The following is a 25,851-nucleotide window of genomic DNA, read 5'->3' on the forward strand; positions in this document are numbered from 1 at the left end:
AGGTTTAAACTGCGGGGCGTTTTTTTAGCAACAGCACTTTTCCCTACGGCGCCACTTAGCTGCAGTATTGTGTTGTTAATCAGAGTGCATCGGTGCTCTCGCCTTCTTTATCTACCGGCGGCGGTGGCAGCATATCTTCACGGCTTATGCCCAGAATCTCGGCAATAGCGCTGGCCACATAAATAGACGAGTAAGTACCTACCGCAATACCAAACAGCAATGCGGTGGCAAAGCCGTGTATTAACGCTCCGCCCATATAAAACAGCACTATTAACACTAAAACAGTGGTTAAAGAGGTAATAACAGTACGGTTTAGCGTAGAGGTAATCGCATCGTTGATGGTTTGGGCTACTGTTGCTTCACGCAATTTGCGAAAACTTTCACGGATACGGTCAAATACTACAATGGTGTCATTAATCGAGTAACCTATCAGCGCCAGTATCGCTGCCAGCACCGTTAAATCAAACTCCAGCTGCAATACTGAGAATAGCCCCAGCGTTAAAATAACGTCATGTGCCAGTGCTGCTACTGCCCCCACCGATAAACGCCATTCAAAACGCATGGCAACATAGGCCAGAATGCCCAGCAGTGCCATCAGCATGGCCAGCCCGCCATCTTGCTTTAGCTCTTCGCCGACACTGGGCCCGACAAACTCAACCCGGCGCATGGTTACCGCCTCAGCCTGTTGGCTGTTCAGTGCCTGCAACACCGTGTCGCCCACCACAGCCTGGGCAATATCGGCGCGTAGCGGAATGCGGATCAGCACATCGCGGCTGGTGCCAAATAGCTGCACCACCGCATCTTCATAGCCGGCGTTAGTCAGCGTTTGCCTTACAGCCACTAAATCGGCCGGTTTGGCAAAGCCTACCTCAATTACAGTACCACCGGTAAAATCCAGCCCCCAGTTAATGCCGTTAATAGCAATAGAAGTAAAAGAGCCTAATACCAACGCAGCTGACAACACAACCGCCGCCCATTTTAACCGCATAAAATTTAGCGGTTTGGCAAAGTTAAATATCTGCATGCTGGGCTCCTTATATCGGCAGTGACTGCACGCGGCGGCCACCCCAAATTAAATTTACTAATAAACGGGTGCCGACTACCGCCGTAAAAATCGACGTTAAAATGCCTATCGCCAGCGTTACCGCAAAGCCTTTTACCGGCCCGGTACCAATACCAAACAACACCAGTGCTACCAGTAAGGTGGTAATGTTAGAGTCGGCAATGGTAGCAAAGGCCCGGTCATAGCCATGGTGAATAGCTTGCTGCACTGAGCGCCCCTCCAATAGCTCTTCGCGGATACGCTCAAATATCAGTACGTTGGCATCTACCGCCATACCCACCGTAAGCACAATACCCGCCATACCCGGCAAGGTTAACGTAGCACCGGGGATCAGCGACATCATGCCCACCAGCAGCACCAGGTTGGCCACCAGCGCGATATTGGCTACCATGCCAAACGCCTTGTAGTACACCGCCATAAACAACAGCACAGCAGCCATACCCCACTGAATAGCCGTTATGCCCAGCTCAATGTTTTCTTTACCTAAACTTGGGCCTATGGTGCGCTCTTCAATAATTTGCACGGGCGCAATTAAAGCACCGGCCCGCAGTAAAGTAGCCAGATTTTGCGCCTCGGCTGGCGAGTTAATACCGGTAATCACAAAATCACGGCCTAAACGGGCCTGGATGGTAGCGTCGTTAATGACTTCCTGTTGTTTAATCAGTACCGGGTTGCCGTCAGCGCCTATTTCAGTGCCAGGCTTATACTCGATAAACACTGATGCCATACGCCGGCCTATTGCGTTTTTGGTACCCGCCGACAGCAAGGTTCCGCCTTTGGCATCCAGCTTGATATTGACCTGCGGCTGGCTGTATTCGTCATAGCCAGAGCTGGCACCGGTAATATGATCGCCGGTAAGCATAATACGCTTTTCCAGCAGTACCGGGCGGCCATCGCGGCTGTAATACAGTTCTGAATTAGGTGGCACCCGGCCTTCCAGCGCCGAGCCTAAATCGCCTTCAGTGTCTACCAGACGAAACTCCAGTGATGCCGTAGCCCCCAGAATTTCTTTGGCCTGAGCCGTGTCTTGCACCCCGGGTAACTGTACCACGATGCGATCAGCCCCCTGGCGCTGCACTAATGGCTCGGCCACACCAATTTCATTTACCCGGTTACGGATAATGGTGATGTTTTGTTCCAGTGCATATTCACGGATTTCTTTTAAACGGATTTCGCTAATGCCTACCAGCAAGGTCAGGTTGTCGCTGCTGGTAGTAAACACCAGTTCGCGATCGCGCTTTTTTAATGCCGCTTCAGCGGCTACCACATCTTCAGTGCTGCGAAAACTTACCTGCACCTGGGCACTGTCAATATCGGCCTGCACATTGCGATAGCGAAGTTTATCTTCACGCAAATCAGCCCGGAAGGTTTGCACCATGTCGTTCAGGTTTTTATCCAGTGCGGCTTTCATATCCACCGCCAGCAAAAAGTGCACGCCACCGCGCAAGTCCAGGCCTAAGTTCATTGGTGTGGCACCAATGGCGGTTAACCAGCCGGGTGTAGCCGGTGCCAGGTTAAGTGCCGTAACAAAGTTTGCCCCCAGTTGCTGGTTGGCAATTTCACGCGCCTGCAGTTGATCTTCAGTGCTGTTAAAACGGGCCAGAATTTGGCCCTCTGCCAATACCACCGATTTGGCCGAAATATTGGCTGAGCGGAAACTTTGCTCCAATTGCAAGCGGGTTTCTTCAGCTACAGTACCGCCACGGGTAGCGCTGATATTCAGTGCCGGATCTTCCGGGTATAAGTTGGGTAACGCATACACCAGTGCCAGCAATAACATGCCAATCACCAGCACATAGCGCCAGATAGGGTTTTTATTTAACATCAGTTTATCCTTAGCTTTGTTGCTACAGCCACAGCTCTAATTCATGATGTTGGTGAGTTCATGATGTTAGTCAGCGGCTGCCAGGCACTCTGCACCAACCCGTTAAGGTGCTTAATAGATAAAAAAGCAGAGTGCGGTATTTAACCGGCGTTAGCACAAAACATGCAAAACTAACCTGCAAAGGTATAAGTTGTGGTGTGTTTAGTGTGCCGGGTTAAGCATTAACTTAAGGAAAATTGTGGCGGGGCTCTGGCCTGTTGGGGGGTAACAATTACGGCATAGTGCGCCGCGGATATCACTACGGCAGCTACACCGGTTAAACTAAAAACTGCGCTACGTTTTGCCGGTAATAACGCATACTGAGGCTGGTCGTCTTTATCCTGCGGGGTATTTAACGTGTGCTGATGCAGTGAAGGGTTTACTGCATGAAACTGAGAGTCTGCCAGCGGCGATAAGCGTGCATCGTGCACAGCAAAGGCTTGCGGCGTACACAATAAGCTTAAATAAAACAGTATGGCAAAACTACTTAGCCAGCGCATAACACCTCATCTTACCCCGGTACGCAGCCGTTTTTTAGCACTGCGTGCGCGCATAATGGGCCCTAATTCTTTACAGCACAAGCGTTGGCAGCAGAAAATTTGCTAACACGCGTCTTAAATTACCTTAGAATAGCGCTGCTGACCCTGGCTTAAATAAGCGTCAAAGCAGGCGCAAATGCTGCGTACCCATAACCGCCCTGCTGCGGTTACCTGAATCCGCTCGGCATAGACTTCAACCAGGCCATCTTCCATAAACGGCTGCAGGCGCTCAAGTGCCTGGGCAAAGTATTGCCAAAAACCATGCAAGCGCCACTGGCGGCTAAATGTTTCCACGTCCAGTTCAAAGTGGCAGATTAACTGGCTGATCAAAGCTGCCCGTAGTTTATCGTCATCGCTTAAGCTAAAACCGCGTTCAACCGGCAACTGGCTGGCAGCAATAGCCGCATAATATGCAGGTAATTCTTTACTATTTTGCCACAGCACACCATTTACCTGGCTGATACTGGACACGCCAAGGCCAATCAGAGCATTTTGCCCGGCCGTAGTATAGCCCTGAAAATTGCGCTGCAGCTTACCGGCAAGTTGCGCTTTGGCTAATGCATCATTTGGCCTGGCAAAGTGGTCCATGCCAATAAACTGATAACCGGCCGCCACAAAGGCTTTAATGGCCATACTTTGCAACTGCAGTTTAAGCGCTGCATTTGGCAGGCTGGCATTTTCCAGCTTGCGCTGGGCGGCAAAACGCTCGGGCAAATGGGCGTAGCTAAATAATGAAATGCGGTCTGGTTGCAGCCGGATAATCTGCTCCAGCGTGCTGGCAAAACTGTCTGGCTGCTGAAACGGCAAGCCATATACCAGATCAAGATTAACCGAGCTAAACCCCAGCTGGCGGCTAAGCTGTACCTGATGGCAGATAAGTGCGGTGTCCTGCACCCGGTTAATAGCAATTTGCACTTTCTCATCTAAATCCTGCACGCCAAAACTTACCCGGTTAAAGCCCAGTGCGCGCAAATGTGCCAGCTTACTGTCACTGCAACTGCGTGGGTCAATTTCAATGCTGATTTCTGCATCCGGCATTATCGTAAAGTGGCGATGCAACAGCGCCATTAAGCGGCTAAGTTGTACTTCAGTTAAAAAAGTTGGCGTGCCACCGCCCAAATGCAGCTGAATAATCTGTTTTTGCGCCAGCAATGGCTGGTACAACGCCATCTCCTCTGCCAACGCATCAAGATAGCTATCGGCTTTATGCTGATGCCGGGTTACCACCTTATTGCAACCGCAGTAGTAGCACAGCTTATGGCAAAACGGGATATGGATATAAAGGCTCAGCTCATCCGGGCTTTGGCTGATGGCGGTTTGGATCTGTGTTTGATCAAAATCGGCTTTTAGCGCCAGCGCGGTTGGGTAAGAGGTATAACGCGGGCCGTTAATATTATACTTGCTGATTAACTTTGGGTCCCAGTTGCTGACGGACATTTTAACCTCTTTAACACTGCTGGCGATCGACTGACAGCCATGATAAACCCCGGCGTGTCAGCTGATATTGATCTGCCTCAGGCTTGGTTTAACTATAACTGCGCAAGCGCAATAATATTTATCAGCATCTCTGGTAACAGCGGGTAAAAGGACTTATTGTATTTGCTTGTTAAGGCCGCGTTCAGCTTTGCCACTCAACGGCAGTCAACAACCGCTACAGCCGCCTTATAAACACCGGAGCAGATATGGGATCGCTACTTAGCAAATACTGGCCGCTTGCCGTCGCTACGCTAGTTGGAAGCGTGTTATCGCAAAATGCTCTGGCACAAGACCCCGTGTCCCCCTACCAGAACTGGGCTGAGGTAGTGCGCAGCAAGCCTTATGCTGAAAGCCGGGGCGTCTATGACAATGTGATGAATGTACGGCGCTGGATCCTTACCCGCTCAGGTCATTGCACCGAGCGCAATCGCCATCTGTTGTTTGATATGCGCGGAAACTTTCTGCAGTTTATTGACGATGCCGCAGACTCTTTGCAAACTCAGTTAATTCTGAATCAAACCAGTCAGGGCATGGCACAACAAGGCCAGGTTCATGCCTGGGTAGAGGGCAATAGCCAAACCCTTGGCTACCCTTTTGCCATTCGTTGTCACCAGCCCTATGTAGATTTACCTCTGGCCATATCGCGCTATCTGGGGGAGCGCCCGGACGGCCGCTTATCTGGAAACTGGGATGGCATTAAGGTGGGCACGCCTAACAATCAAGCCTCATTGCATGACACCCTGCGCTTGGTGCACGCCCGCCGGGTGCAGCAGAAGCGCATCAGTCTGCCCGACGACTTACTTTCAGATCTGGCCGGCATGTTAATTATCGAAAGTGGTGGCGTGCGCGAAGCTCACTCGAAAGCCAATGCCAGAGGGATCCTGCAACTGACATCACAGGCACTGAAAGATTGCAAAGTACCTAAGAATAAACAACTGCACCGTATTGCTCAGGTAGATTGCGCGCTATGGCTGTTTGAACGTAATCACCGGATGCTACAGCCGGTATTTCTGACACGCTTTGGCCATTTGCCACAGGAAAAGCAGGATCATATTTACCGGCTGTTGCTGATCCAGGCTTATCATGGCGGCCCTGGCCGCGTAAGATCGCTGCTGACAGACGACGAATTCAGCAAACCGGCTGCTTATTTTGCCGAACACCACCAGGATTTTAGTGCCGGCGATATTGCCTTTGGCATGGTATTTCATAACCTGGGTCGCAATCGCCTGGGTTTCGCCTCGCTGTATTACACTGCCGATATCCGCATTGCGCTGCAGCAGTTGGAGTCCAGGCAGAGCGCCCGCCTCGCTCTGGGGCGCCCAGCCAAAACGCTGACGCCGCCCGGAACAAACCAGCTCAGCGGCAAGCTGTAACAACTTGCGCCGCCTACTCGCCAAGACGTGTTATTTACGCTTTGTTACGCGATTTATCGGCCAGACGCTTGATAGCAGCTTCATCAAGACGGGCATGCCTTACTGACTCAGAAATACATGCGCCGACGTTTTCGTAAAAGCGCTTGCCCTGCTCATTGTCTTGCGCCACGATCCAATCTATGCGGCCACAGCCTGCTTCTTCAGCGACGTTACACAATGCCGACAACAGTGCTTCGCCAATACCTTTACTTCGATACTGTGGGTAAATATATAAGTCATCAAGCCAGATCCCTGGCTTCGCGATAAAGGTAGAGTAGATACTGTAGTAGGTTGCAATTCCAATGACTTGGTCTGCCTCAACCACAACCAATGCGTGTGCTTTTGGAGCCGGTGAAAAAAAAGCTTCTTTAATATCGCTTTCTTTCGCCCGCAACGTGTCGGCACAGCCGTCAAATTCCGCTTTCGCCCGTATAATGTTAAGTATCTGATTAGTATCAGCACTAACCGCTTGTCTTATACTAAAAATGATAAATTCTCCTTACGTGCAATAATTACGCCCAATTACACCATCTTTGGCCGGTTTTACTCTTGCCTTGTCACACCATATAAGCGACAAAATCGGTTACACCAACGTCGTGGCCAAGCTGGTGCAATAGCGTGGTTAGCTGGCCGCGGTGATGGGTTTGGTGGTTAAACATATGCGCTATTGCCACCCAGCCAGGATGTTCGCGCAACTGGCCCTGCGAATTACTGTATTTCATTGTGCTGGCAAGCTGTGTATCGGTTAACTCATCAGCAAAGTGGGTTATCACCTTGTCGGTGGCCAGCCTCTGCGTGCTAAGCTCGCTGAAATCTGCATATAACTCATCGCGCAGTGATGCAAACTGCTGCACCAGCTGCGCCGTTTGCAAAGACGCCATGGCAGGAAAGGCGTTGGCAAAGCGGCCAAGCCAGATACGATCGGCCAGCAGAATATGATTAAGTGTGCCGTGAATGGAGCAAAAAAACGCGCCTAGATCTTTTTTACGCTCGTTGTCACTTAAATCTGCCACCAGTGTGAACAACCGGGCATTAAACTCACGGTTATATTTGGCAAAGCCCTGCATTTGGGCCTGATGGGATCCCATTATTTAGCCTCCTTTACCTGTTCTTCCAGCCGTATTACTTGTCTGAACCACAGACACTACAAGCCGGGTCTTTATTTAAACTAAACTGCCGCCACTGGCCGCTTAAGGCATCAAACAACTGTAACTTGCCGTATAGCGGCGTGCCGACACCGGCGATTATTTTTACAGCTTCCAGCGCTTGCATAGCACCGATTACGCCTACTACCGGGCTTAAAATACCAGCTTCCATACAGGTGAGTTGCTGCTCGCCAAACAGCTGGCTTAAACAGTGATAACAGGCGCCGTCGCCTTGCATACTAAAGCTGGCAACCTGGCCTTCAAAGCGGATGGCAGCACCGGATACCAACGGCACTTTGGCATTAACACAAGCAGCGTTAATAGCGTTGCGGGTGGCTAAATTATCAGTGCAATCGAGCACCAGCGAATATTGCGGCACTAATTTCGCTAAGTCTGCTGTGCTTAAACGCTGCTGCAGTGCAGTAATAGTGGTATCGGAGTTTAACTGGCGCAAACTTGCCTCGGCTTGCTGCACTTTTCTGTGGCCTATATCAGCTTCGCGGTACAGTATTTGCCGCTGTAAGTTGCTGCTATCGATAGTGTCATGGTCTGCCAGTGTAATATTGCCAATACCACTGGCCACCAGATAAGGCGCTGCGGCGCAGCCAAGCCCCCCCATGCCCACCACCAGCACTGAAGCACCAAGTAGCGCCTCCTGGCCGTCAATATCCAGTTGCGGTAACATTAAATGCCGGCTGTAACGCATAGCCTGTGCGGTAGTCAGCTCTTTAGCCAAGGCTTACTCCTGGTGTTAATTTAGTAACTGCAGCTCGGCCAGCTGCTTATATAACGGGCTTGATAACAACAGTTGTTGGTGGGTGCCGCTGGCAATCAGCCTGCCATGTTCCAGCAATAGGATGCGGTCGGCGTTAAGTACTGTGGCCAGCCGGTGGGCGATAATCAGCGTAGTTTTACCCTGCATTAAATTATCCAGCGCCTGTTGCACGTGTTGCTCGCTTACCGCATCCAGTGAACTGGTGGCTTCATCCAGCAACAACACGGGTCTGTCAGCCAAAATAGCCCGGGCAATAGCAATGCGCTGCTTTTGACCGCCGGACAACCGCACGCCGCGTTCACCTAATTGTGTGGCATAGCCATCACTAAACTCAGCAATAAAACCATCTGCCCGTGCGGCAATGCAAGCGTTTATGACTTCTTGCTCAGTGGCATCGGGCCTGCCGTAACGCACGTTTTCCAGCACTGAACTGGCAAAAATAACCGACTCTTGCGGTACCAGAGCAAACTGGGCGCGCAGCTGGGTTAAATCCAATTGGCTGATATCAGTGCCATCGAGCAATATCTGCCCGGTTGTGGGCTGGTAAAACCGCTGTAATAGCTGAAACAAAGTCGTTTTACCGGCCCCACTTGGCCCTACCAGCGCAATACGTTCACCGGGTTTAATGTCGATATTAAGCTGTTGCAGCACCGTTTTATCTGCCACCTGCGGATAAGCAAAACTCAGCTGGCGCAGGCTAAGAGCGCCTGCTACCGGTAAACTAAGTGCTATCGGCAACACCGGCGAGGCTATTTCAACCGGTGCCGTTGCCAGTTCAATTAAGCGCTCTGTGGCGCCCGCTGCACGCTGAATATCGCCGGTTACTTCACTGATTGTTGCTGCGCTGCCTGCCACCATCACGGCATAAAACATAAAAGCGGTCAGTTCACCGGCACTGACAACACCGGCCATCACATCGCGCGCGCCTACCCAGCTGATCAGCACCATAGCGGTAATACTCAGCAGCATTACGGCAGCGATCAGTAGAGCACGGTAGAAGATACGCTGTTTGGCTGACTGCATTACCTGTTCAATTCTGTCGGCGAACAATTGTTTATCACGTGGCTCATGGCCATAAGACTGCACGGTATGAATTTCATGCAGGCTTTCATCAACATAGGCACCCACATCAGCTAAGCGGTCCTGGCTGACACGGGATAATTTACGCACCCTGCGGCCCAACACAATAATCGGCAGTAATACCAGCGGTACCGCCAGCAATACTAATCCGGTCATTTTGAAGCTGGTTAGTGCCATCATAAGCAAACCGCCAATGGCCGTAACTGTAGCCCGCAGCGCCATCGACAGGCTGGATCCCACCACACTTTGCAGCAAAGTGGTATCGGCAGTAAAACGTGAAATAACCTCACCGGTGCGCATTTCACCATAGAATGATGGCGATAACTTCAGCATATGCTGGTACACGCGGTTGCGGATATCAGCACTTACCCGCTCACCCAGCCAGGTCATCAAATAAAAACGGCAGAATACCGCCGCCGAAGACAACATACATAGCAGCAAAATACCCAGCGTGATCTGATTTAGCCGGGTGTGGTTATTGGCAACAAACCCATCGTCTACCAACAGGCGCACGCCCTGCCCCAGCGCCAGCCAGCTAAGTGAGCCAACCAGTAAAAACAATATGGCCAGCAATACCCTATTACGATAAGGCTTTAAAAAGCCGCCAACCCAAGGCAATACTGCCACTACAGGCGCAGTCAATTAGTCACCTGCGCATTGATATCTACAACGCCAGCCAGCGAAAACTGCAACATATTAACCCCTTTTTTTGTTAGCCCTGCTAAGGCCATAATGACTGTGCGACAACGGTAGCAACTAAAACGCCGGCTCCACTAAGCTGAATTAATGAGCCGGTTCAGCCGGCTGATACCAGTCTGTCCAACTGCGGGTAACAACAAAAACAGCATAGCTGGCAAACTCTGCGGTTAACTTGCTATAAAAGTCAAAGTTGGTCAGGTTTACCGTCAGCAGGCAATTTAAACCGCAGTTTACCTGGCGAAACGTCTGGCTGGAGGTGGCAACAACCTGGCTGCTAAAACCATGATGTTGTGTCAATTGTTTTACCCGCCAGGCGTGAAAATCGCTGGTAACAATATAATCCGGTTTTAATTGTCTGGCCGCTAAGCTGTTAAATTCTTTATAGGTATTATCACCGCCATAAAAGCAGTCTACCGCAACATTATCAGCCACACTGAGCAGGTAATCGACGTAAGGTTTGCAGTATTGGGTGGTCATAATAACGCTGCCGCCATCCGGCAACAGTTGTGTCAGCTGCTGCAGCCGTGATTTAGCACACGCCGGTAATGCCGTTTCAGAACCACCACAGCCCAGCAGCACCACACTGCTGTTTGCTGCCATACTGTAGCTGCTGGTATGGCCGCCATACCAGTGCCTTACCTGGTTTGCCACAAAGCTGTTACCGGCCAGATAATAAAACGCCAGCAGCAACCATAAACCTTTTTTGCGGTACACAATACACGCCAGTAACAGGCCATACAGCATAAGGTTATGCGGAAACATAAAGGGTTCAAGAACATCTTTCATCTTTACTCCTTGTCTGATGCTGGTGTACCAGTAACGCATTACACAGTGCCCACGGTAGCCACAACATACCGGACGTTAAAATGTGTCCGGCCACGGACGATACCAGCAACAGCAGCAAGTTCAATAGTAACAGGCTGCGCCCTGCGCCACAGGCCCTGCGCTGCCAGCTGCTGCGGAAAAATACAGCAAAACACAGTACAAACGCCAGCACGCCAGCCAATCCGTGAAATACCAGCAAGTCAAACCAATCCAGCTCGGCAAAATATTTTTTCAGATATAGCGCTACCCCACCCTGGCCCACACCCAGCATACGTTGCCAGTCGGTATAGTGCTCGGCAGTGGTTTGCCAGATACGCCCGGCGTAGTAATCGCGGGATGACAGCAAAATACCGCTGATGCCACGCTGCTGATAAACAAAATTCAGTTTGTCGTATATCCCCAGCAGCTTTAACAGGCTTTCGCCGTTAAACAGCACCGCCAACAACACCACACTCACGGTTAACAATAACACGTACACGATCTTGCGCTGTCGTTGCCAAAAACTAAGCGGTTGCATTAGTAACGGAATAAGCAGCACCAGCAGCAGCACACCAAATAAACCGGTTTTAGTCAGCAGTAGTAAGGCGATAACCAGAGCGGTAGCGCTGATGCCCCAGTACGCCAGTTTATGCTGCGGCCAGCAAAGCACCAGCAAAGCACAACTTAGCACCAGCAGCACGGCCGACAATTCATTGGTGGAGTAAAAAAAGCCTTTAATACCTAAAAAAGACTGCGCTACGCCGTCAAGCGGCTGATAGGCGGTAAAACCAAACCCTGCCAAACCGGCCATAGCATTTAGCAGCAGCACCAAAGCACTAATAATCAGTGTATGTTTAAACAACAGTTGCGCGGTTGCAGGTAAGCGTTGCTGCAAAGACACTAAATAAGCAAAAGCCAGCAGCGGGCTTAACACTTTAATAGCCAGCTGAATATCGACCAGCCACCAGCGCTGCGCTAAAACCGGCCACTGCAGTGCCGGCCCCAACAGCATTAATAACAATAACAGCAGCAGGCCCAGCACAAGCTTAGGTTGCTGCACCAGCAAAGCTAAGGTCATTAACAGCAGTAATAACAGCTTGTAAAACACCGACAAGCCATAGCTGACACCATGTAACTGCAGCAAAGCACCATTAATGCAATCTACCAGCAAAAACAGCGGGATAAGCCAGCACAGTAGTTTATCGCTGCGCTGCTGCAACGGTGAAGTTAGCGTAGCAAGCGACATTATTTTTTAAATAGTCCGGCCAGGCCTTTACTGAATACTTTAATACGCCAGCGGCTGAGCGCACCCAGCTTGTGTTTAAGGTAATAGCGCCATTTTAGTTTTACCAGGCCGTAACGACAGCTGCTGATAAGCTCGAGTAATGTTAACGGAATTTGCTCCATGCTCTGGCGGTAAAACATCTGGTTTTGCAAGTTGCGCTCGCTCATATGTACCCGGTGCTTGGCAACAAATTGTTTATGCGCGTCCAACCGTTTGGGAGAGTTGGTAATACGGCCCAGTTCATGGCCCACATTAACTTTGTAGCTGGCATCAGCAATACGCAGTGCCGGGCCATAAGCCTGCACTACCCGCACCCACATATCATAATCCTGAAACGCCGCCAGACCGATGTCAAACCCACCCAGTTCCAGCATACGCTCGCGCCGCACCAGAGCCTGATTAGATAAGGTGTGCAAATCCAGCAGCTCTGGCAAAGCCACGACACTGCGACTGGCAAACAGCTTTTTCTGCACTGTGCCGTAGTCCCAGATATAGCCGGAGCTGACACAGCTGTATTTGTCGTCATAAGCGTTATACAGGCTGCTTAAGCGCTGTGGTAAAAACTCGTCATCATCGTCAATACCGGTAACAAAATCGCCTTTGGCTTCTGATATTGCCCGGTTGCGAGCCGCGCAGGCGCCCTGGCCCTTACTTTGGCGAAAAAACCTTATGCGTTCATCATTAATATATTTGTTCGTCAGCACATGCCAGGTGTCGTCGGTTGAGGCATCGTCTACCACCAGCAACTCTATATTGCTGTAGTCCTGTGCCAACACCGACTCAATTGCACGCATAGCCATGCTCACCCGGTTAAAGGTAGGCATATAAACACTGATTAGTGGTAACTGCTGTTGTTTTTCCATCTTAACTCCATCCCGGATGTTAAATTTTACCTGTCCAATACCACCAGACATACCGCAGCAGCCCTAACTGGCGGCCAATACGGCTAGGCTGTGACAACAAACGGTAAGCCCATTCTAAATTCAGCTTACACCAAAGCTCTGGTGCACGTTTTACATTGCCGGTAAACACATCATAAGTGCCGCCAACGCCCATATAAAAACAATCCGGGTGCTGCGCCCGGATACGCTGGATCAATAACTCCTGCTTGGGCGATCCCATCGCAATACTGACAATACGGGCGCCACTTTGCTTTATTTGCTCAATAAGTACGGCTTCATCTTTAAAATAACCGTCTACCGCCCCTACCAGGTTAACCTGTTGTGCGCGCAGTTTATCAGCCGTTTGCTGGTTTACCTCAGGCTTGGCGCCAACAATAAACACCGGCACTTTATATTGTGCAGCGCGCAGCATCAGGTTTTGCCACAGCTCACAGCCTGGAATTCGCTGCACGTTTTTTTTCAACCGTTTGCGCATTACCTTAACTACACCGATACCATCGGCATAACGAATATCCGCACCGCTGATCACCGCTTCAATTTGCGGGTTACGCATGGCTGTCAGTACTTTTTCCGGATTAATAGCAATAGCTGAACCGGCATACACGCTGCCGTCTTCACGCACAATAAACTCAAGTAACTGCTGCATATCAGCAAATGAGGACACCTGTACCGGCCCTACTTTTACCTGGGGGATCTGTTGGCGCAACACCGCTGCACTGGCTTCAGTCATAATAAGATTTCCTGATAAAGCTGTTGTAATTCATTTACCACCTGGCCCAGCAAATACTGCTCAGCAGTGGCGCGGGCCTGTTGCTGCATACGCTGATACTCTGCCGGGCTTTGCTGCCACATGCGCTCAATAGCGTGGGTAAACGCCACCACAAGCTGTTGCTCTGTTTCTTGCTGGCTGATAAGAATACCATTGCTGAGCGCTTTTATCTGCTCGCTGGCGCCATCTGTTTGGGTGGCGATTACCGGCGTATAACATGCCATGGCTTCTGCCATCACTAACCCAAAAGCTTCATGGCGTGACAAACTAACAAAACATCGGGCCTGGCTGTATAACTGTTTTAGTGCCAGGCTGTCTTTAGGCCCCACCACCAGCACATTCGGAAACTGCCTTGCCGCCGATTGCAGTTTATCCAACCAGGGGCCAGAGCCGGCGATTACCACTTTTTTGTCACTGATGGCTGGCAGCAATGCCAACAGGCGGTCCATACCTTTGTTGTGATCCAGGCTACCAACGTACAATATATCTATGGTTTTTTGCTGCCAGCTGAATGGCTCAACCTGACGAAATAACTCACTGATACCCGCCGGCAATACCACAGCGTGCTTAGTTGGCAGCGTAAAATGCTGTGCCAGCGCCTTACTGGCAAAAATCCATTGATCGACCTTACGCGCGCACCAGCGGTAGGCTTTACCCGGCGGCTGATACTTATAAATATCACTGCCATGGCAGGTCACCACAATTTTCACTTTGCGGTTTCGCACCGCTTTATACAATAACGCCAGCCAAATAGTGGGATAAAAGAAATGCACATGCACTATATCAAAACGGCGGCGGGTAAGAATAAAACGCCAGATAAAATCCAGCAGAAAAACGGGGTATTTCAATAATTTGTTCAGCAAAGAGTCACTGTGCCAACGCATATAATGATAAGCAGGATGAAACGCAGCCAGTGCCCACACCTGATTATGCACAAATTTACCCTGAAACGGTGATGACGGCTTAGGCCCCATGTTACTGATAATTAAAATGTTGCTGTTAGCTGCTTGCACGCTTAAATTTCATCCTGACAGTCACACTGACTGTGTACAATACTTGTTGTCTGGCCAGAAAACACTTAGTTTATAAGACATTGCTGGCCACGCCGAAAACGGCATAGTAATAACGGATTTTAGCTGACGCCTGGCTGAATAACTATAACCCTGAGCGCAAACCGGAAAGTTAAATGCCTGAACATATTAGCCTTTATCTCGCTGCCTTTATCACATCCTGTGTGGCTATTGCCTTTTTATACCCATTGTCTGTCCGCGTTGGTCTGGTCGATATTCCGCGCGGCCGCAAACAACATCAGGGTGCCGTACCGCTGATTGGCGGTATAGCCACTTACTGTGGTTTAAGCCTGGCGCTGCTGTTATTTGCCGACAGCAGCATAGAGCCCATTTATTATCTGCTGTGCAGTGGCACCATAGTGCTGTTGGGGGTATTTGATGATTACCTCGATTTAAGCGTAAAACTGCGTCTGGCTATCCAGACCCTGGTGGGGCTTGCCATGACATATAGCCTGAATTTGCATCTGGGTAGCTTAGGCGACTTGTTTGGCTTAGGTGTGGTAGAACTTGGTGTGCTGGGTATTCCGGTTACGCTGATTGCTGTAATCGCCGCCATTAATGCGTTTAACATGACCGACGGCATCGACGGCCTGGCCGGCATGCTTAGCATGGTCAGTTTTGTCACTATCGCTATTTTTATGTCGTTGTGGGGCCAGCAACTGCATGCCACTATGGCGCTGGTGGTGGTGCTGGCGATGCTGCCTTACCTGGCATGTAACCTTAATTTGGTGCCCGGGCGGCGTATTTTTATGGGCGATGCCGGCAGTATGTTAATTGGCCTGAGCGTAATTTGGCTGCTAATTATTGGCACCCAAAGCGAAAGCGCCAGCTTTCGCCCGGTAACAGCATTGTGGATTATTGCTATACCCCTGATGGACATGATTGCCATTATGGTGCGGCGTATCCGTAAAGGGCAGTCACCGTTTCAGGCAGACCGGGAGCACTTGCACCATATATCACTGCGGTTAGGCTTAAGCTCGCGCGAGTCACTGGCGTTAATTACCTCTTTAGCCTGTATTTTTGCCTGTATTGGTATTATCGGCGAATACCTGCTGGTGCCGGATCTGGTTATGTTGCTGTTATTTTTAGCCGTGTTTGGTGCTTATTTGTATAGCCTGCAAAATATTTGGCGTATTATTTCGCACTTTCGCCAGAAACGGCTGCAAAGCCGCCAGCCCAGGATAGTGAAGTAGCCAGGTAATTAAGGACTGCAAGTAGTGAACATAATTAAAAAAATCCTGATGGCGCGCGCCACAGCTATGCTGGGTGACAAACTGGTAAAGCTGGCTGCCGGCGCCATATTAACAATATTTGTCGCCCGTATGCTGGGCGCCAGTGAACTGGGCATCTATTCTATTGTTATGGCCTGGAGCGCGTTTTTAGTGCCACTAACCAGCATGGGATTGAACAATATCGTTGTACGCCAGATGGTGAAACACGACAACAGCCACGACGCCATGACCATGCTATACAGCGCCATCAGCATCCGGTTAGCGCTGGGTTTATTAGGCGGCAGCCTGATGCTGCTGGCGTTTTATCTGTTATACCCCAGCATGTTTGAGGGTAACACCGCTATAGCCATTCCCACCCTGTTTATGTTGCAGGCATTTTTTGGCTTTTTACTGTTTGAGTTTTACCTGAATTACCAGGGTACTTTTCGTAGTGTCGCCTACATAAAATCAGCTATTTCACTGCTTAGCTTTGGTGCCAAGCTGGCGCTGCTATACAGTGGTTTTGGCATTGCCAGCCTGCTGCTGCTGACCGGTATCGAATTTTTTGTCGTGGGTATAGCGCAATACCTTGTTTACCGGCGTAAACATCAGCCATTTAAAGAAAACGAAGCTCGCTGGCCGGGCTATCACCCGCGCTGGTTTAATCTGGCGCAGGCAAAACAGCTGCTAAAGCGCTCGTCCTGGTTGTGGTTGTCAGGCATTGTGTCGGTGATTTATCTGAAAATTGATATCGTCATGATAGGTTCAATTGCGGGTACCGAGCAGGCCGGCATTTACGCCGCGGCCAGCCGTTTATCTGAGCTGTGGTATGTGTTTCCGGCTACGCTGGCAGCGCGTTACTACCCTGATATGCTCAAGGCTCATAAGCAGGGCTGGCCACATTATTTTGTTAAACTGCGCCGTTTTGCCATCATGTTTTTTGCCGCGGCCTTTAGCATAGCGGTAATTATGTCGCTATCTGCGCCATGGATTATCAGCCTGCTATTTGGTGAAAACTTCTCTGCGGCAGTAGAAGTTTTGCGTATTCATATCTGGGCCGGCTGCTTTATTTTTGTCCGTTATCTTATCAGCCAGCATCTGGTGATTACCGAGCAAGAGCCGCTGTCGCTGTTAAGCCATGGTATTGGCGCTGTGCTGAATGTTGGCCTGAATTTATGGTTAATTCCAAAAATGGGTATAGTCGGCGCCGCCTGGGCAACACTGATTTCTTACGCCTATGCATCGTTCTTTTTCCTGTTTTTATCTTCCAGCACCCGTAAGCAACTGTGGCAATTAGTTACCACACGTCGCGCTGACATTAATTAGAAGGTTTTTCTATGAGCAAACCACTTTTCGTTGAAATTAAAGGTGTGCAGTTTCGCAACAAAGGCGCTTATTTAATGCTGCTGGCCAGCCTTGAAGGCTTAAAAGGCATCGCCCGGCCGGTAGAGCTGGTGTTATCACCCGGCCCTAACCTGCCCTACCCCGAGCGCGCCCGTTTAGGTGCCTGGCAAAAACTGTCATTTCGCCGCGGCGGTCTGGATTTAACGCCAATGATCGGCAAATTGCCCGGCGCGGTGCAGCGGCTGTTTAACCGCTACGGCATGGTAAGCGAAAAACAAATTGATTTAGTGCTCGAAGCCAGCGGCTTTGCCTATGGCGATCAGTGGCCACTGCGCTTTTTACAAAACACCGCCAAAGAAGTTGTGCGTTTTGCCAAAGCCGGTAAACCCTTTGTGTTTATGCCGCAAGCCTTTGGCCCGTTTAAAACCGAAGACAGCAAAGCCGCTATGCGCGATATTATTAACCATGCCCGGCTGATTTTTGTCCGTGATCCGGTATCCTTGCAGCATTTACAAAGCTGCGTGCCTAACCTGCCAGACTCTGTAGTATTAACACCGGATTTTACTGTCGGTTTAACAGCACGGCCTAATGATGAAATCCCGGTGATTAATGGCCCTTACGCCGCCCTTATACCAAACAATAAGGTGGTATCTAAGTTTAACCATGCCGGAGCTGAACAACTACGCAACGATTACATTACCGCCTTTGCCGCTGCTGCCAATACCCTGGCCAGCACCGGTATGCAGTGTGTGTTGGTAAATCACGAAGGTAAAGAAGATGCCGAGCTTTGCGAGGCAATAGCCGCAAAAGCACCGTGTCAGATAGTGCAAATTGAAGATCCGCTGGCGGTAAAAGCCTTTATCGGTAAAGCCGAACTGGCAATAAGCTCGCGTTTTCACGGCGCGGTAAATGCCCTTAGCCAGGGTGTACCCTGCATCGCCACCAGTTGGAGCCACAAATACCACGCCATGATGACCGATTTTGGCATGGGCGACTACTGCGTAGCTGAGCTTAGCGAACAAAACCTGCTGGACGCACTGGAGCAACTGCTGGACAACAAAACCGCTTTAGCTGCAGAGGTAAAACAAAAAGCCGCTGCGCTAAAACAGCAAAATGCTGCTATGTGGCAACGGCTGTATCAGGCAATTAGTTAGCGTTATCCCCTTATTGCCGGCAGCTAAGCTGCTGTCGGCAAAAGCGTATTTTACCCCCCCCCGCTAAATACTCCTACTGTCTGCATTGCCCAGTGTCAGTTCCGCTGCAAATTACACCAAACACAAATGATAATTGATCTTATTTGCATTAATGTTATTATGAGCATAATTTAATACAAAATAAGAAAGAGATATAAATAAATTATGCGCATAACCTTAGTGAATTCACGCAGTTTGTTGTTATCAGCTTTGGCGATAGCTGTACTTTCTGGATGTGGCGGCAGCGGCAGCAGCAATACGGCACCTTTTTTCAGTAGTGAGTCTTACAACTTTTCCGGTAACGAAGACAGCGTAATTTCTGGCCAGGTACAAGCCACAGATAATGATGGCGACATCCTCGACTATACTGTCGCCTCTACCGCCAGCCACGGTCAGTTTTCTATCTCAGCGAATGGCAATTTTACCTACACGCCAAACCAGGACTACTACGGCGATGATCAGGTAACTATTAGCGCCAGCGACGGCTACCTAAGCGCTAACACTACGATTAATTTTGCTATCGTGAGTGTTAACGACGCGCCGGTTCTGCTGCGAACCGATATTACCAGTGCAGAAAATGGTGTCATGGTTGGGCAAATTGTAGTGTCCGATGCCGACAACGACACTATCACTTACAGTGTTGTGCAGGATACAGAATATGGCTTACTGGATTTAAACAGCCAAAGCGGTGAGTTTACCTACACCCCATTCAACCTGACGCAAATTGATGACGCTTTCGTGGTTGGATTTACCGACGGCCACGTTGAAGCACCAATTACTGCGCAAATTCAGTTATTGCCGTTATTTGTTACTAACGCCGATAAGCTTAACTATTACTACACATCAGCGTTTTCTCACCTTAAAAAAGCAGAAGATATTGTTGCGACAATAAACGATGGTGTTGCCATAAACGAACTGCAGTCTGATTTAGCCTCAGGTTATTTATTATCCGGCTTTATCGACAAGGCCGATGAATTACTAGCCAATATAGATGCACTTGATGCGCAGGCAGCGGCATATAGAAATGCGGCAGACACCGCAATCGCCATCAATATGCCAGATTTAGCCTTTAGCTATTTGCAGCAGGCTCAGCAGTACTTTAATCAATTTATTGCCGAAAAAGGTATTGAAAACCTGACAATAGCAGATAACAGGGTTCTGCTGGGTTATCTTCGCAGGTATCTACTATTAGGTAAGCAAGACGCCGCTACTGCCTTGTCAGAAGTACTACTAAGTAATGGCAATCAGATAGTACAACCAATATATACCAACAATTATGGCCATATCCTCACAGCGTACAATGAACTGGCGGGCGATTTAATTACAGAATATCAGGCGCAGCAAAACCCGCAACAACTGGATAACATTCTGGCGGTGTTAAACAACTTTGCCCTGCTGGCTGAGCAAACCGGCTATCAGGAAACCCGATCTGTAAGGCGGTACCAGTTAAGAGCTTTTCAACTGACTAACGTTGCCAGACATTACGAAAGTATTAACCAGACAGATAAAGCCCGTGAATACGTTGCCAAAGCAATATCTGTTTATTCAGCGGTAAATTATGATCCTCAGTACAGCTTCCCGGCTATGGAGTACGCCGAAAACTCGCTGTCAGTTTCCACGTCAAGCCGGGCATCGTTAATTACGTTGGCCGGGCTATTCGAGGCGCTATATCCTGCTGTTGACAACGTCGCCGTACAATTACTACTAAGCCAAACTGACAACGACAGCAGTGAATACGTGAGGGCGCAGCGCGAAATAGCACGCTTTAATATTTTTAATGCTATTGTCGCCGGTCAGGATACAGGCACCATTATCGCAAATGCAAAAGCGGAATTTTCCGGTGAGATAAGCGCATTATATGATGCTATAGCCAGAGACACAGGTAACGACGTTAGTGTCGCCACCAAACTATTCCGCAATGGCCAGAACGAAACCGCGCTTAAGGTACTGGATGATGCCTTAGTCATTCTGCAATCCAACGAGCGTTACTCTGAAAAGGGTACCGCAACCTATATGTCAGGGAACTATGGTTGTTACAATCTGGCCAGCCACTATAAGCAGTTTGGTGGTAACTTGGTTACAGTACTGCAGCAGTGCCAAAATATTGTAGATCAATACTTTGATGCAAACCTTGGCACGGCCGTAACACTGCAAACCGTAGCAGCATACCGCGATTTAATATCAACTTATGGCCTGTTAAACGATGCCTCAGTACAAGAGCAGCAAAACCTGGCCATAACAATGCTGCAAAACAACATCGAACGCTTTGAAGATGTCGACCAGAAGATTAATTACTATATGGTTAATATTGCTGACCTGGCGGCGTTAGGTTTATATGATGCCGCCGCCAGCTTTTTCGACCAGGCGCTAGCATTAATTGATGCCCGCCTTGATGACACAGTGCTTCAATCGTCTGAGCTAAAAACACTGGCAGACAGGCTGGCGACTAATGTTGGTAACCGCTACGCCGCAGACGAGACGGACACAGCAAGGCATTATGTCAATTATATTCGCGCCTTGCGTATGGCTGCCGCAACAGAAGAAAACTATCAGCAAAAGCTGGATACTATTTACTCGAAACTAAAACAGCGCGCAGTAAGAATTAATGCGCTGGCAAAGAACTATTCAGTTAACGAGCAACAATCGCTGCACAGCTCTTTGCTTAACCTGAACTTGTCTGCCGACTTAATTGCAGAAGCTCACGCTATAGTTGACGACACAAACACCGCAGCGGCTGAGAAAATTACGTATCTTAAAGCCATTGGTACCCACCACAGTTTACTGGACCACTTCCCGGCAACTGATGTCGCCAATGTTGATAGCGACAGTGATGGCCAACCCAACTTCTTCCTGTTGCATAAAACTGCAGAAGAAATTGCCGCAAGCGGTCTGGTCGCTGATACCGACTCTGACGGTGATGGTACTGCCGATACAGACGATAAGTTCCCACTTGACCCAACACGCTCGTAACCACTGACACAGCGCCGATGTTAAGATCGGCGCTCAGGGCTTTTAACATGCAATCTATTTTATTTCCCATCGTACTTATTGGTGCTCCGTTTGCGTTGCACGCTACAGAGCCAGTGACACAGGCAACCAAAAACACAGGCTGCCCGCAGCAACCCTGCAACACCAGCGCTTCGGCCATCGAACACATAGAAGTAAAAGGCCGTTATATCGGGCCGGAAGTACCTGAAATTGAGGGCCGCTATCACCTGAACAGAGAGTTTATTGAACGCGCACCGAAAACCACCGGCGATATCAATGAGTTGGTTGCGTTAATGCCCGGCGTGCAATTATCTGAAAGTGCGCTTTCGATAGGCGAATTACAGGAAATAAGAGCCAAAGAGTTATCTATCTCGGGTGGACAACCCTGGCAGACCGGCTTTTTTATGGATGGCATTAATTACAATAACCGGATAGACCCCGCCAGTTACTCAAATAATCTGCACTCTTTTAATGATGTTCGCGGCGGGCCTCAGGCTTTTACTGTGAATAGCCAGATTGTTGAATCAATTGACGTTTACGATAGTAATATTCCGGCGCAGTACGGTGATTTCTCTGGTGGTGTCGTTGCTGTTAAGTCGCGCTCAGCCAACGATTTTCACAAAAATACCTTTGGCGTTAACTACCGCACTACGCGCAGCAGCTGGGGTGATTACCATTTAATAAACGGCGATCTGACAGACGATCTAGCCAACCAGATCCCCGAGTTCACCAAAAACAGCTATGGCATGCAAGGAGTTTATCGCTTTAACCGCAAACATGCACTGATGTTCAATGCCAATTATCTGCAAAGCACCATCAGTGATATTTCTTTATCAGAGCTGGTACAGACCAAACGTAAAAGCACCAACGCAATGCTGAAGTATTCTATGCGCGACATCTGGCTGGATGAGCTGGATTTATCTTTTACCTACGCCCCCTATGAAGATCACAACCTGCTAAAGAATGTCAGAAACAGCAATCTGGTTGTTGATGGCGGAGGCTTTACCTCTAACTTACGTTTTAGCGAAGGGCTATCTTTCGCCACTCTTAGCGGCAAGCTTGGTTTTAGCCGCAGCGAAAACAGTCGCCAGGCCCCACCCCACTATTATGTGTGGCTGCAAACCCGTGGCAAAGATTGGGGCAGGCTTGATCCCGCCAACACAGGTACCGGCGCCAACCAAACAATGGTATCCCGCGAAGGCGGCTACGGCTCGCTGGAAAAAATTCAGACAAACTATACCTTCGACAGCGATTTGAACTTCGACACGGTAAAGTGGCTTGGTTTGGAACATCAGCTAAAAGCCGGTATCAATGCGCAATTGGAAAGCACCGAGCGCCTGCGTAAAACACCAAGTTATAGCTACAGCTCGGCCAGGCAGCATTCCAGCAACAGCGCACCGCTGAACTGTAACGGCTACACGCTGGACTGCGTAGAACTTGGTTTTTACCGGCCTCTGGCTGAGCTGGAGCAAGAACTTGGCGGGCCGGTTGATTTTTCCAACCCGGAACACGTCGTGCTGTATCAGGCTAATATTGCAGCCAGCCCGCAGTATTTTGAATCCAGAATTGTTTACCCGCAAGAGAACATTGACGAGCAACTATTTAAAACTGCGCTGTATGTTACCGATCATCTTAGCCTTGGCCGGCTGACGCTAAACCTGGGCTTACGCTACAGCACTGATAACTTCTTTAAAAATCATGATATAGCGCCGCGCTTCAGTGCAGGCTACGATGTATTTGGCAGTAATAACACCTTAATTACGTTTGGCGCCAACCGCTACTTCGACGCCGGTTTATTAACCTATAAGGTACGCGAAGCGCAGGTACCCTACCGCACCGAGTACCGGCCTATTCGCAACGGTATGCTGCAAGCCTGGCTCCCCTCGTCAGCAGACAGCGACCTGCGTTACCGCTATGAGAACGTAAAAACGCCTTACAACGATGAAATAACGCTGGGTTTAAAACAGGCGACGGACTGGTTTGGCACCTTTTCGATAAAAGCCGTAAAACGCTGGAAAAAGGATCAACTGGCATCTGCCGGTTTACCTGTGCTTAGCAGCGACGGCTACCGCTATTCCTATCAGGACAATTCCGGCTCGGGCTACAGCAACCGGCTGTCGTTAGCCTGGAGTATTAAACTGGCACAACACAGCTTGTGGGCCAACACCAGCTTTAGCAAAAACTACAGTAACAACAACAGCTACGAAGACAGCATTGATACAGTGCCGATGGACGAGCTGGTTATGTACGACGGCGAACTGATAACCAAAGCCTCGCTGGACAGGCTTAATACTAACTTTGGCCGCCCGACGATAATTAATTTCGGCTGGTCAACAGACTGGACAGATAATTTAGATACCAGCATTAGTGGCACCTACACCCAAAGCTATGAAACAGCCGTGCATACCGGCGGTTATCAGGCAACAGGTGAAATAAGCAGGCTGTGCCCAGAGTGCGAATCTTCATCGGTAACAGTTCCGGTTTATCAGAAAGTCAACCTGGCTTCAAAAACCATGTTTAATCTTGCACTGCGTTACCATGTAAACAGCGACTTACTGGGCAACTTTAAGCTGACAGCCGATATCAGCAATGTGTTTAACCGCCGTACCTATCTCATCATGCCGCAAAGCAGTGGTATCGAAACCGGCAGGCAATTCTGGCTTGGTATAGCCTACGACTACTGATCTTATGCGTATAACTACTATGACCTTGCTTTACACCCGCTACCTTGTACTGTTAGTGCTGGTTTTGCCGCTAAAGGCAGAACAAACAGATTTACGGCAACAGTACGGCCAGCACCCGGCAAATTGGCCTCAGCCGTCTTTGCAACCGGGTATAGCACTGGCAGAGCTGCAGCCTCTGCCTGAGCGACCTGCATTAACGGTAGAAAATCAGGCTAAAATTGCGCTGGGCCAGCAGTTATTTAACGACCCTATATTATCACGCGATAACAGCACCAGTTGCGCCAGTTGTCATCATGCTGACAAAGTATTCAGCGATGGCCTACGCACTGCAACAGGCGTCGGCCAGCAACAAGGTAAACGCAATACCCCAGCTATTTTTGCATTAGAACTATGGCAAAGTTTCTTTTGGGATGGGCGCACAGCAACAGCGTTAGAGCAAGCATTACAGCCGATTGAAAACCCGATAGAAATGGATTTACCACTTGCAACAGCGTTGGAACGTCTGAATGCCGATACACAATACCGGCAGCGATTTGCTGCGGTATTTGGCCAAAGCCCTGTTACCCGCGAACAGCTGGCACAAGCACTGGTTGCTTTTCAGCTACAGCTAACCGTTCCGCAAACAAGTTTTGACCGCTTTTTGCAAGCCAGTTATCAGCTGGATAAACAGCAAAGTATACAAAGCGCGACACAAGAGCTAAACGACCAACAACTGCTAGGGTTGCATTTATTCCGTACCAAAGCAGGTTGCCTGAACTGCCATAATGGCCCACTGCTGAGTGATAACCAATTCCATGTTACCGGCCTCCACTATATGGGCCGGGCGTTTGAAGATCTGGGGCGCTACGAAGCAACCAGCAACCCCGCCGATGCAGGTAAATTCAGAACGCCCTCACTACGAGCAGTTACCCATACCGGCCCCTGGATGCACAATGGTCTATTTACTCAATTTGACGGCATTATTGCGCTTTACAACGCAGGCGGAGCCCGGCCTAAACCCCGTTCAGATCTGAAACATCCAGAATTGTTTCCTCAAACATCCACTTTACTTACCCCCTTAAAGCTAAGTAAAAGTGAACAGCAAGCATTGATAGCCTTCCTGGAAATCCTGTAATGGAATCAATAATTCATCGCCACAAACAGCGGCACTTTTAAGGTGTTATCAACCTTTTCTGGGCCGCCACACATTTCGTCATAAGCTGACTGATGTACTAAGTACGCCTGGTATATAGTGCAGCGGTCCAAAGCCTGTTTTACCTGCTCAACACTGCTAAAGCGCTGCGGTTTGTTTTCATTATCGACTAAAAATGCTTTGCGGCCGCCGTAATCTGCCTCGGCCAGATAGACCCCCATTTCGAAAGAATGAATAGTCAGCTCGTTTATCCGTACATCCTGGTGGTTTAAATGTTCTGCACGATGGTAAGGCATAATGTTGCTCCGTTTTATGCTGGCTTTTGTACTACGGACAAAGCAGTGCGGTGGATTAGCACCGCGATATAACGGTTTTTCCGGCAACACTTTACTCCGGTTAACAACATACTCTAGTAT

The 25,851-nt window shown here is 49.4% G+C and carries 21 protein-coding genes; 7 read left to right on the forward strand and 14 right to left on the reverse strand.

Features of this window, described 5'->3' with window-relative positions; all coding sequences use genetic code 11:
- Positions 1 to 79 precede the first annotated feature (79 nt).
- The 4 genes from secF to hemN form a co-directional block, all read right to left on the reverse strand.
- A complete protein-coding gene (secF, locus tag MJX74_RS07325; protein WP_240222117.1) occupies positions 80 to 1,024 on the reverse strand; it encodes a protein translocase subunit SecF in 945 nt (314 codons plus the stop codon).
- A gap of 10 nt (positions 1,025 to 1,034) precedes the next feature.
- Complete coding sequence (gene secD / locus MJX74_RS07330) at positions 1,035 to 2,888, reverse strand: protein translocase subunit SecD (RefSeq protein WP_240222119.1); 1,854 nt, start codon at positions 2,886 to 2,888, stop codon at positions 1,035 to 1,037.
- 221 nt (positions 2,889 to 3,109) lie between these two features.
- Positions 3,110 to 3,427 carry a hypothetical protein gene (locus tag MJX74_RS07335; protein WP_240222120.1) on the reverse strand — a complete coding sequence of 106 codons (318 nt, stop codon included), beginning with the start codon at positions 3,425 to 3,427 and terminating at the stop codon, positions 3,110 to 3,112.
- Positions 3,428 to 3,541: 114 nt separating this feature from the next.
- The gene (hemN, locus tag MJX74_RS07340; protein WP_240222121.1) at positions 3,542 to 4,903 is read right to left on the reverse strand and encodes an oxygen-independent coproporphyrinogen III oxidase; all 1,362 of its coding nucleotides are present in this window, start codon (positions 4,901 to 4,903) and stop codon (positions 3,542 to 3,544) included.
- Positions 4,904 to 5,148: 245 nt separating this feature from the next.
- Here hemN and MJX74_RS07345 point away from each other — a divergent pair, with 245 nt between their 5' ends.
- Positions 5,149 to 6,315: a transglycosylase SLT domain-containing protein gene (locus tag MJX74_RS07345; protein ID WP_240222122.1), complete on the forward strand. Its 1,167-nt coding sequence runs from the start codon at positions 5,149 to 5,151 to the stop codon at positions 6,313 to 6,315.
- 34 nt (positions 6,316 to 6,349) lie between these two features.
- Here the strand turns inward: MJX74_RS07345 and MJX74_RS07350 are convergent, their stop codons facing one another.
- The 9 genes from MJX74_RS07350 to MJX74_RS07390 all read right to left on the reverse strand — a co-directional run bounded on the left by MJX74_RS07350 (position 6,350) and on the right by MJX74_RS07390 (position 14,826).
- Complete coding sequence (locus MJX74_RS07350) at positions 6,350 to 6,844, reverse strand: GNAT family N-acetyltransferase (RefSeq protein WP_338052266.1); 495 nt, start codon at positions 6,842 to 6,844, stop codon at positions 6,350 to 6,352.
- Positions 6,845 to 6,911: 67 nt separating this feature from the next.
- On the reverse strand, positions 6,912 to 7,442 hold the full coding sequence (locus MJX74_RS07355; protein WP_240222123.1) for a DinB family protein: 531 nt from the start codon (positions 7,440 to 7,442) through the stop codon (positions 6,912 to 6,914).
- 34 nt (positions 7,443 to 7,476) lie between these two features.
- Positions 7,477 to 8,235, reverse strand: a complete 759-nt coding sequence (locus MJX74_RS07360) for a HesA/MoeB/ThiF family protein (RefSeq protein ID WP_275692699.1) — start codon at positions 8,233 to 8,235, stop codon at positions 7,477 to 7,479.
- Between the two features lie 15 nt (positions 8,236 to 8,250).
- Positions 8,251 to 9,996 (reverse strand): ABC transporter transmembrane domain-containing protein, encoded by a 1,746-nt coding sequence (locus tag MJX74_RS07365; RefSeq protein ID WP_240222124.1) that lies wholly within the window; start codon positions 9,994 to 9,996, stop codon positions 8,251 to 8,253.
- Between the two features lie 141 nt (positions 9,997 to 10,137).
- The gene (locus MJX74_RS07370; RefSeq protein ID WP_240222125.1) at positions 10,138 to 10,839 is read right to left on the reverse strand and encodes a hypothetical protein; all 702 of its coding nucleotides are present in this window, start codon (positions 10,837 to 10,839) and stop codon (positions 10,138 to 10,140) included.
- The gene (locus MJX74_RS07375; protein ID WP_240222127.1) at positions 10,823 to 12,103 is read right to left on the reverse strand and encodes an O-antigen ligase family protein; all 1,281 of its coding nucleotides are present in this window, start codon (positions 12,101 to 12,103) and stop codon (positions 10,823 to 10,825) included. The genes MJX74_RS07370 and MJX74_RS07375 overlap by 17 nt, the downstream gene beginning before the upstream one ends.
- Complete coding sequence (locus MJX74_RS07380; RefSeq protein WP_240222128.1) at positions 12,103 to 13,005, reverse strand: glycosyltransferase; 903 nt, start codon at positions 13,003 to 13,005, stop codon at positions 12,103 to 12,105. Before MJX74_RS07380 ends, MJX74_RS07375 begins: the two co-directional genes overlap by 1 nt.
- 19 nt (positions 13,006 to 13,024) lie before the next feature.
- Positions 13,025 to 13,774 (reverse strand): WecB/TagA/CpsF family glycosyltransferase, encoded by a 750-nt coding sequence (locus MJX74_RS07385; RefSeq protein ID WP_240222129.1) that lies wholly within the window; start codon positions 13,772 to 13,774, stop codon positions 13,025 to 13,027.
- Positions 13,771 to 14,826, reverse strand: coding sequence for a glycosyltransferase family 4 protein (locus MJX74_RS07390; protein WP_240222130.1), 1,056 nt, complete (start codon positions 14,824 to 14,826; stop codon positions 13,771 to 13,773). The genes MJX74_RS07385 and MJX74_RS07390 overlap by 4 nt, the downstream gene beginning before the upstream one ends.
- A 173-nt stretch (positions 14,827 to 14,999) precedes the next feature.
- Between MJX74_RS07390 and wecA the strand changes: the two genes are divergently transcribed.
- The 6 genes from wecA to MJX74_RS07420 all read left to right on the forward strand — a co-directional run bounded on the left by wecA (position 15,000) and on the right by MJX74_RS07420 (position 25,417).
- A complete protein-coding gene (gene wecA, locus MJX74_RS07395) occupies positions 15,000 to 16,076 on the forward strand; it encodes a UDP-N-acetylglucosamine--undecaprenyl-phosphate N-acetylglucosaminephosphotransferase (RefSeq protein ID WP_240222131.1) in 1,077 nt (358 codons plus the stop codon).
- Positions 16,077 to 16,100: 24 nt separating this feature from the next.
- Positions 16,101 to 17,420, forward strand: a complete 1,320-nt coding sequence (locus MJX74_RS07400; protein WP_240222132.1) for a flippase — start codon at positions 16,101 to 16,103, stop codon at positions 17,418 to 17,420.
- Positions 17,421 to 17,431: 11 nt separating this feature from the next.
- Positions 17,432 to 18,592: a polysaccharide pyruvyl transferase family protein gene (locus MJX74_RS07405; RefSeq protein WP_240222133.1), complete on the forward strand. Its 1,161-nt coding sequence runs from the start codon at positions 17,432 to 17,434 to the stop codon at positions 18,590 to 18,592.
- Positions 18,593 to 18,796: 204 nt separating this feature from the next.
- The gene (locus MJX74_RS07410; protein ID WP_240222134.1) at positions 18,797 to 21,601 is read left to right on the forward strand and encodes a cadherin-like domain-containing protein; all 2,805 of its coding nucleotides are present in this window, start codon (positions 18,797 to 18,799) and stop codon (positions 21,599 to 21,601) included.
- A gap of 47 nt (positions 21,602 to 21,648) precedes the next feature.
- A complete protein-coding gene (locus tag MJX74_RS07415; RefSeq protein WP_240222136.1) occupies positions 21,649 to 24,303 on the forward strand; it encodes a TonB-dependent receptor plug domain-containing protein in 2,655 nt (884 codons plus the stop codon).
- Positions 24,304 to 24,307: 4 nt separating this feature from the next.
- Entirely contained in the window at positions 24,308 to 25,417 is a 1,110-nt protein-coding gene (locus MJX74_RS07420; RefSeq protein ID WP_240222138.1) for a cytochrome-c peroxidase, read from the forward strand.
- 5 nt (positions 25,418 to 25,422) lie between these two features.
- On the opposite strand, the gene MJX74_RS07425 is transcribed toward MJX74_RS07420, so the two are convergent.
- Complete coding sequence (locus MJX74_RS07425) at positions 25,423 to 25,731, reverse strand: DUF6482 family protein (protein WP_240222140.1); 309 nt, start codon at positions 25,729 to 25,731, stop codon at positions 25,423 to 25,425.
- Positions 25,732 to 25,851 lie beyond the last annotated feature (120 nt).

This window comes from Rheinheimera hassiensis (assembly GCF_022436675.1).
GTDB classification, from domain to species: domain Bacteria; phylum Pseudomonadota; class Gammaproteobacteria; order Enterobacterales; family Alteromonadaceae; genus Alishewanella; species Alishewanella hassiensis.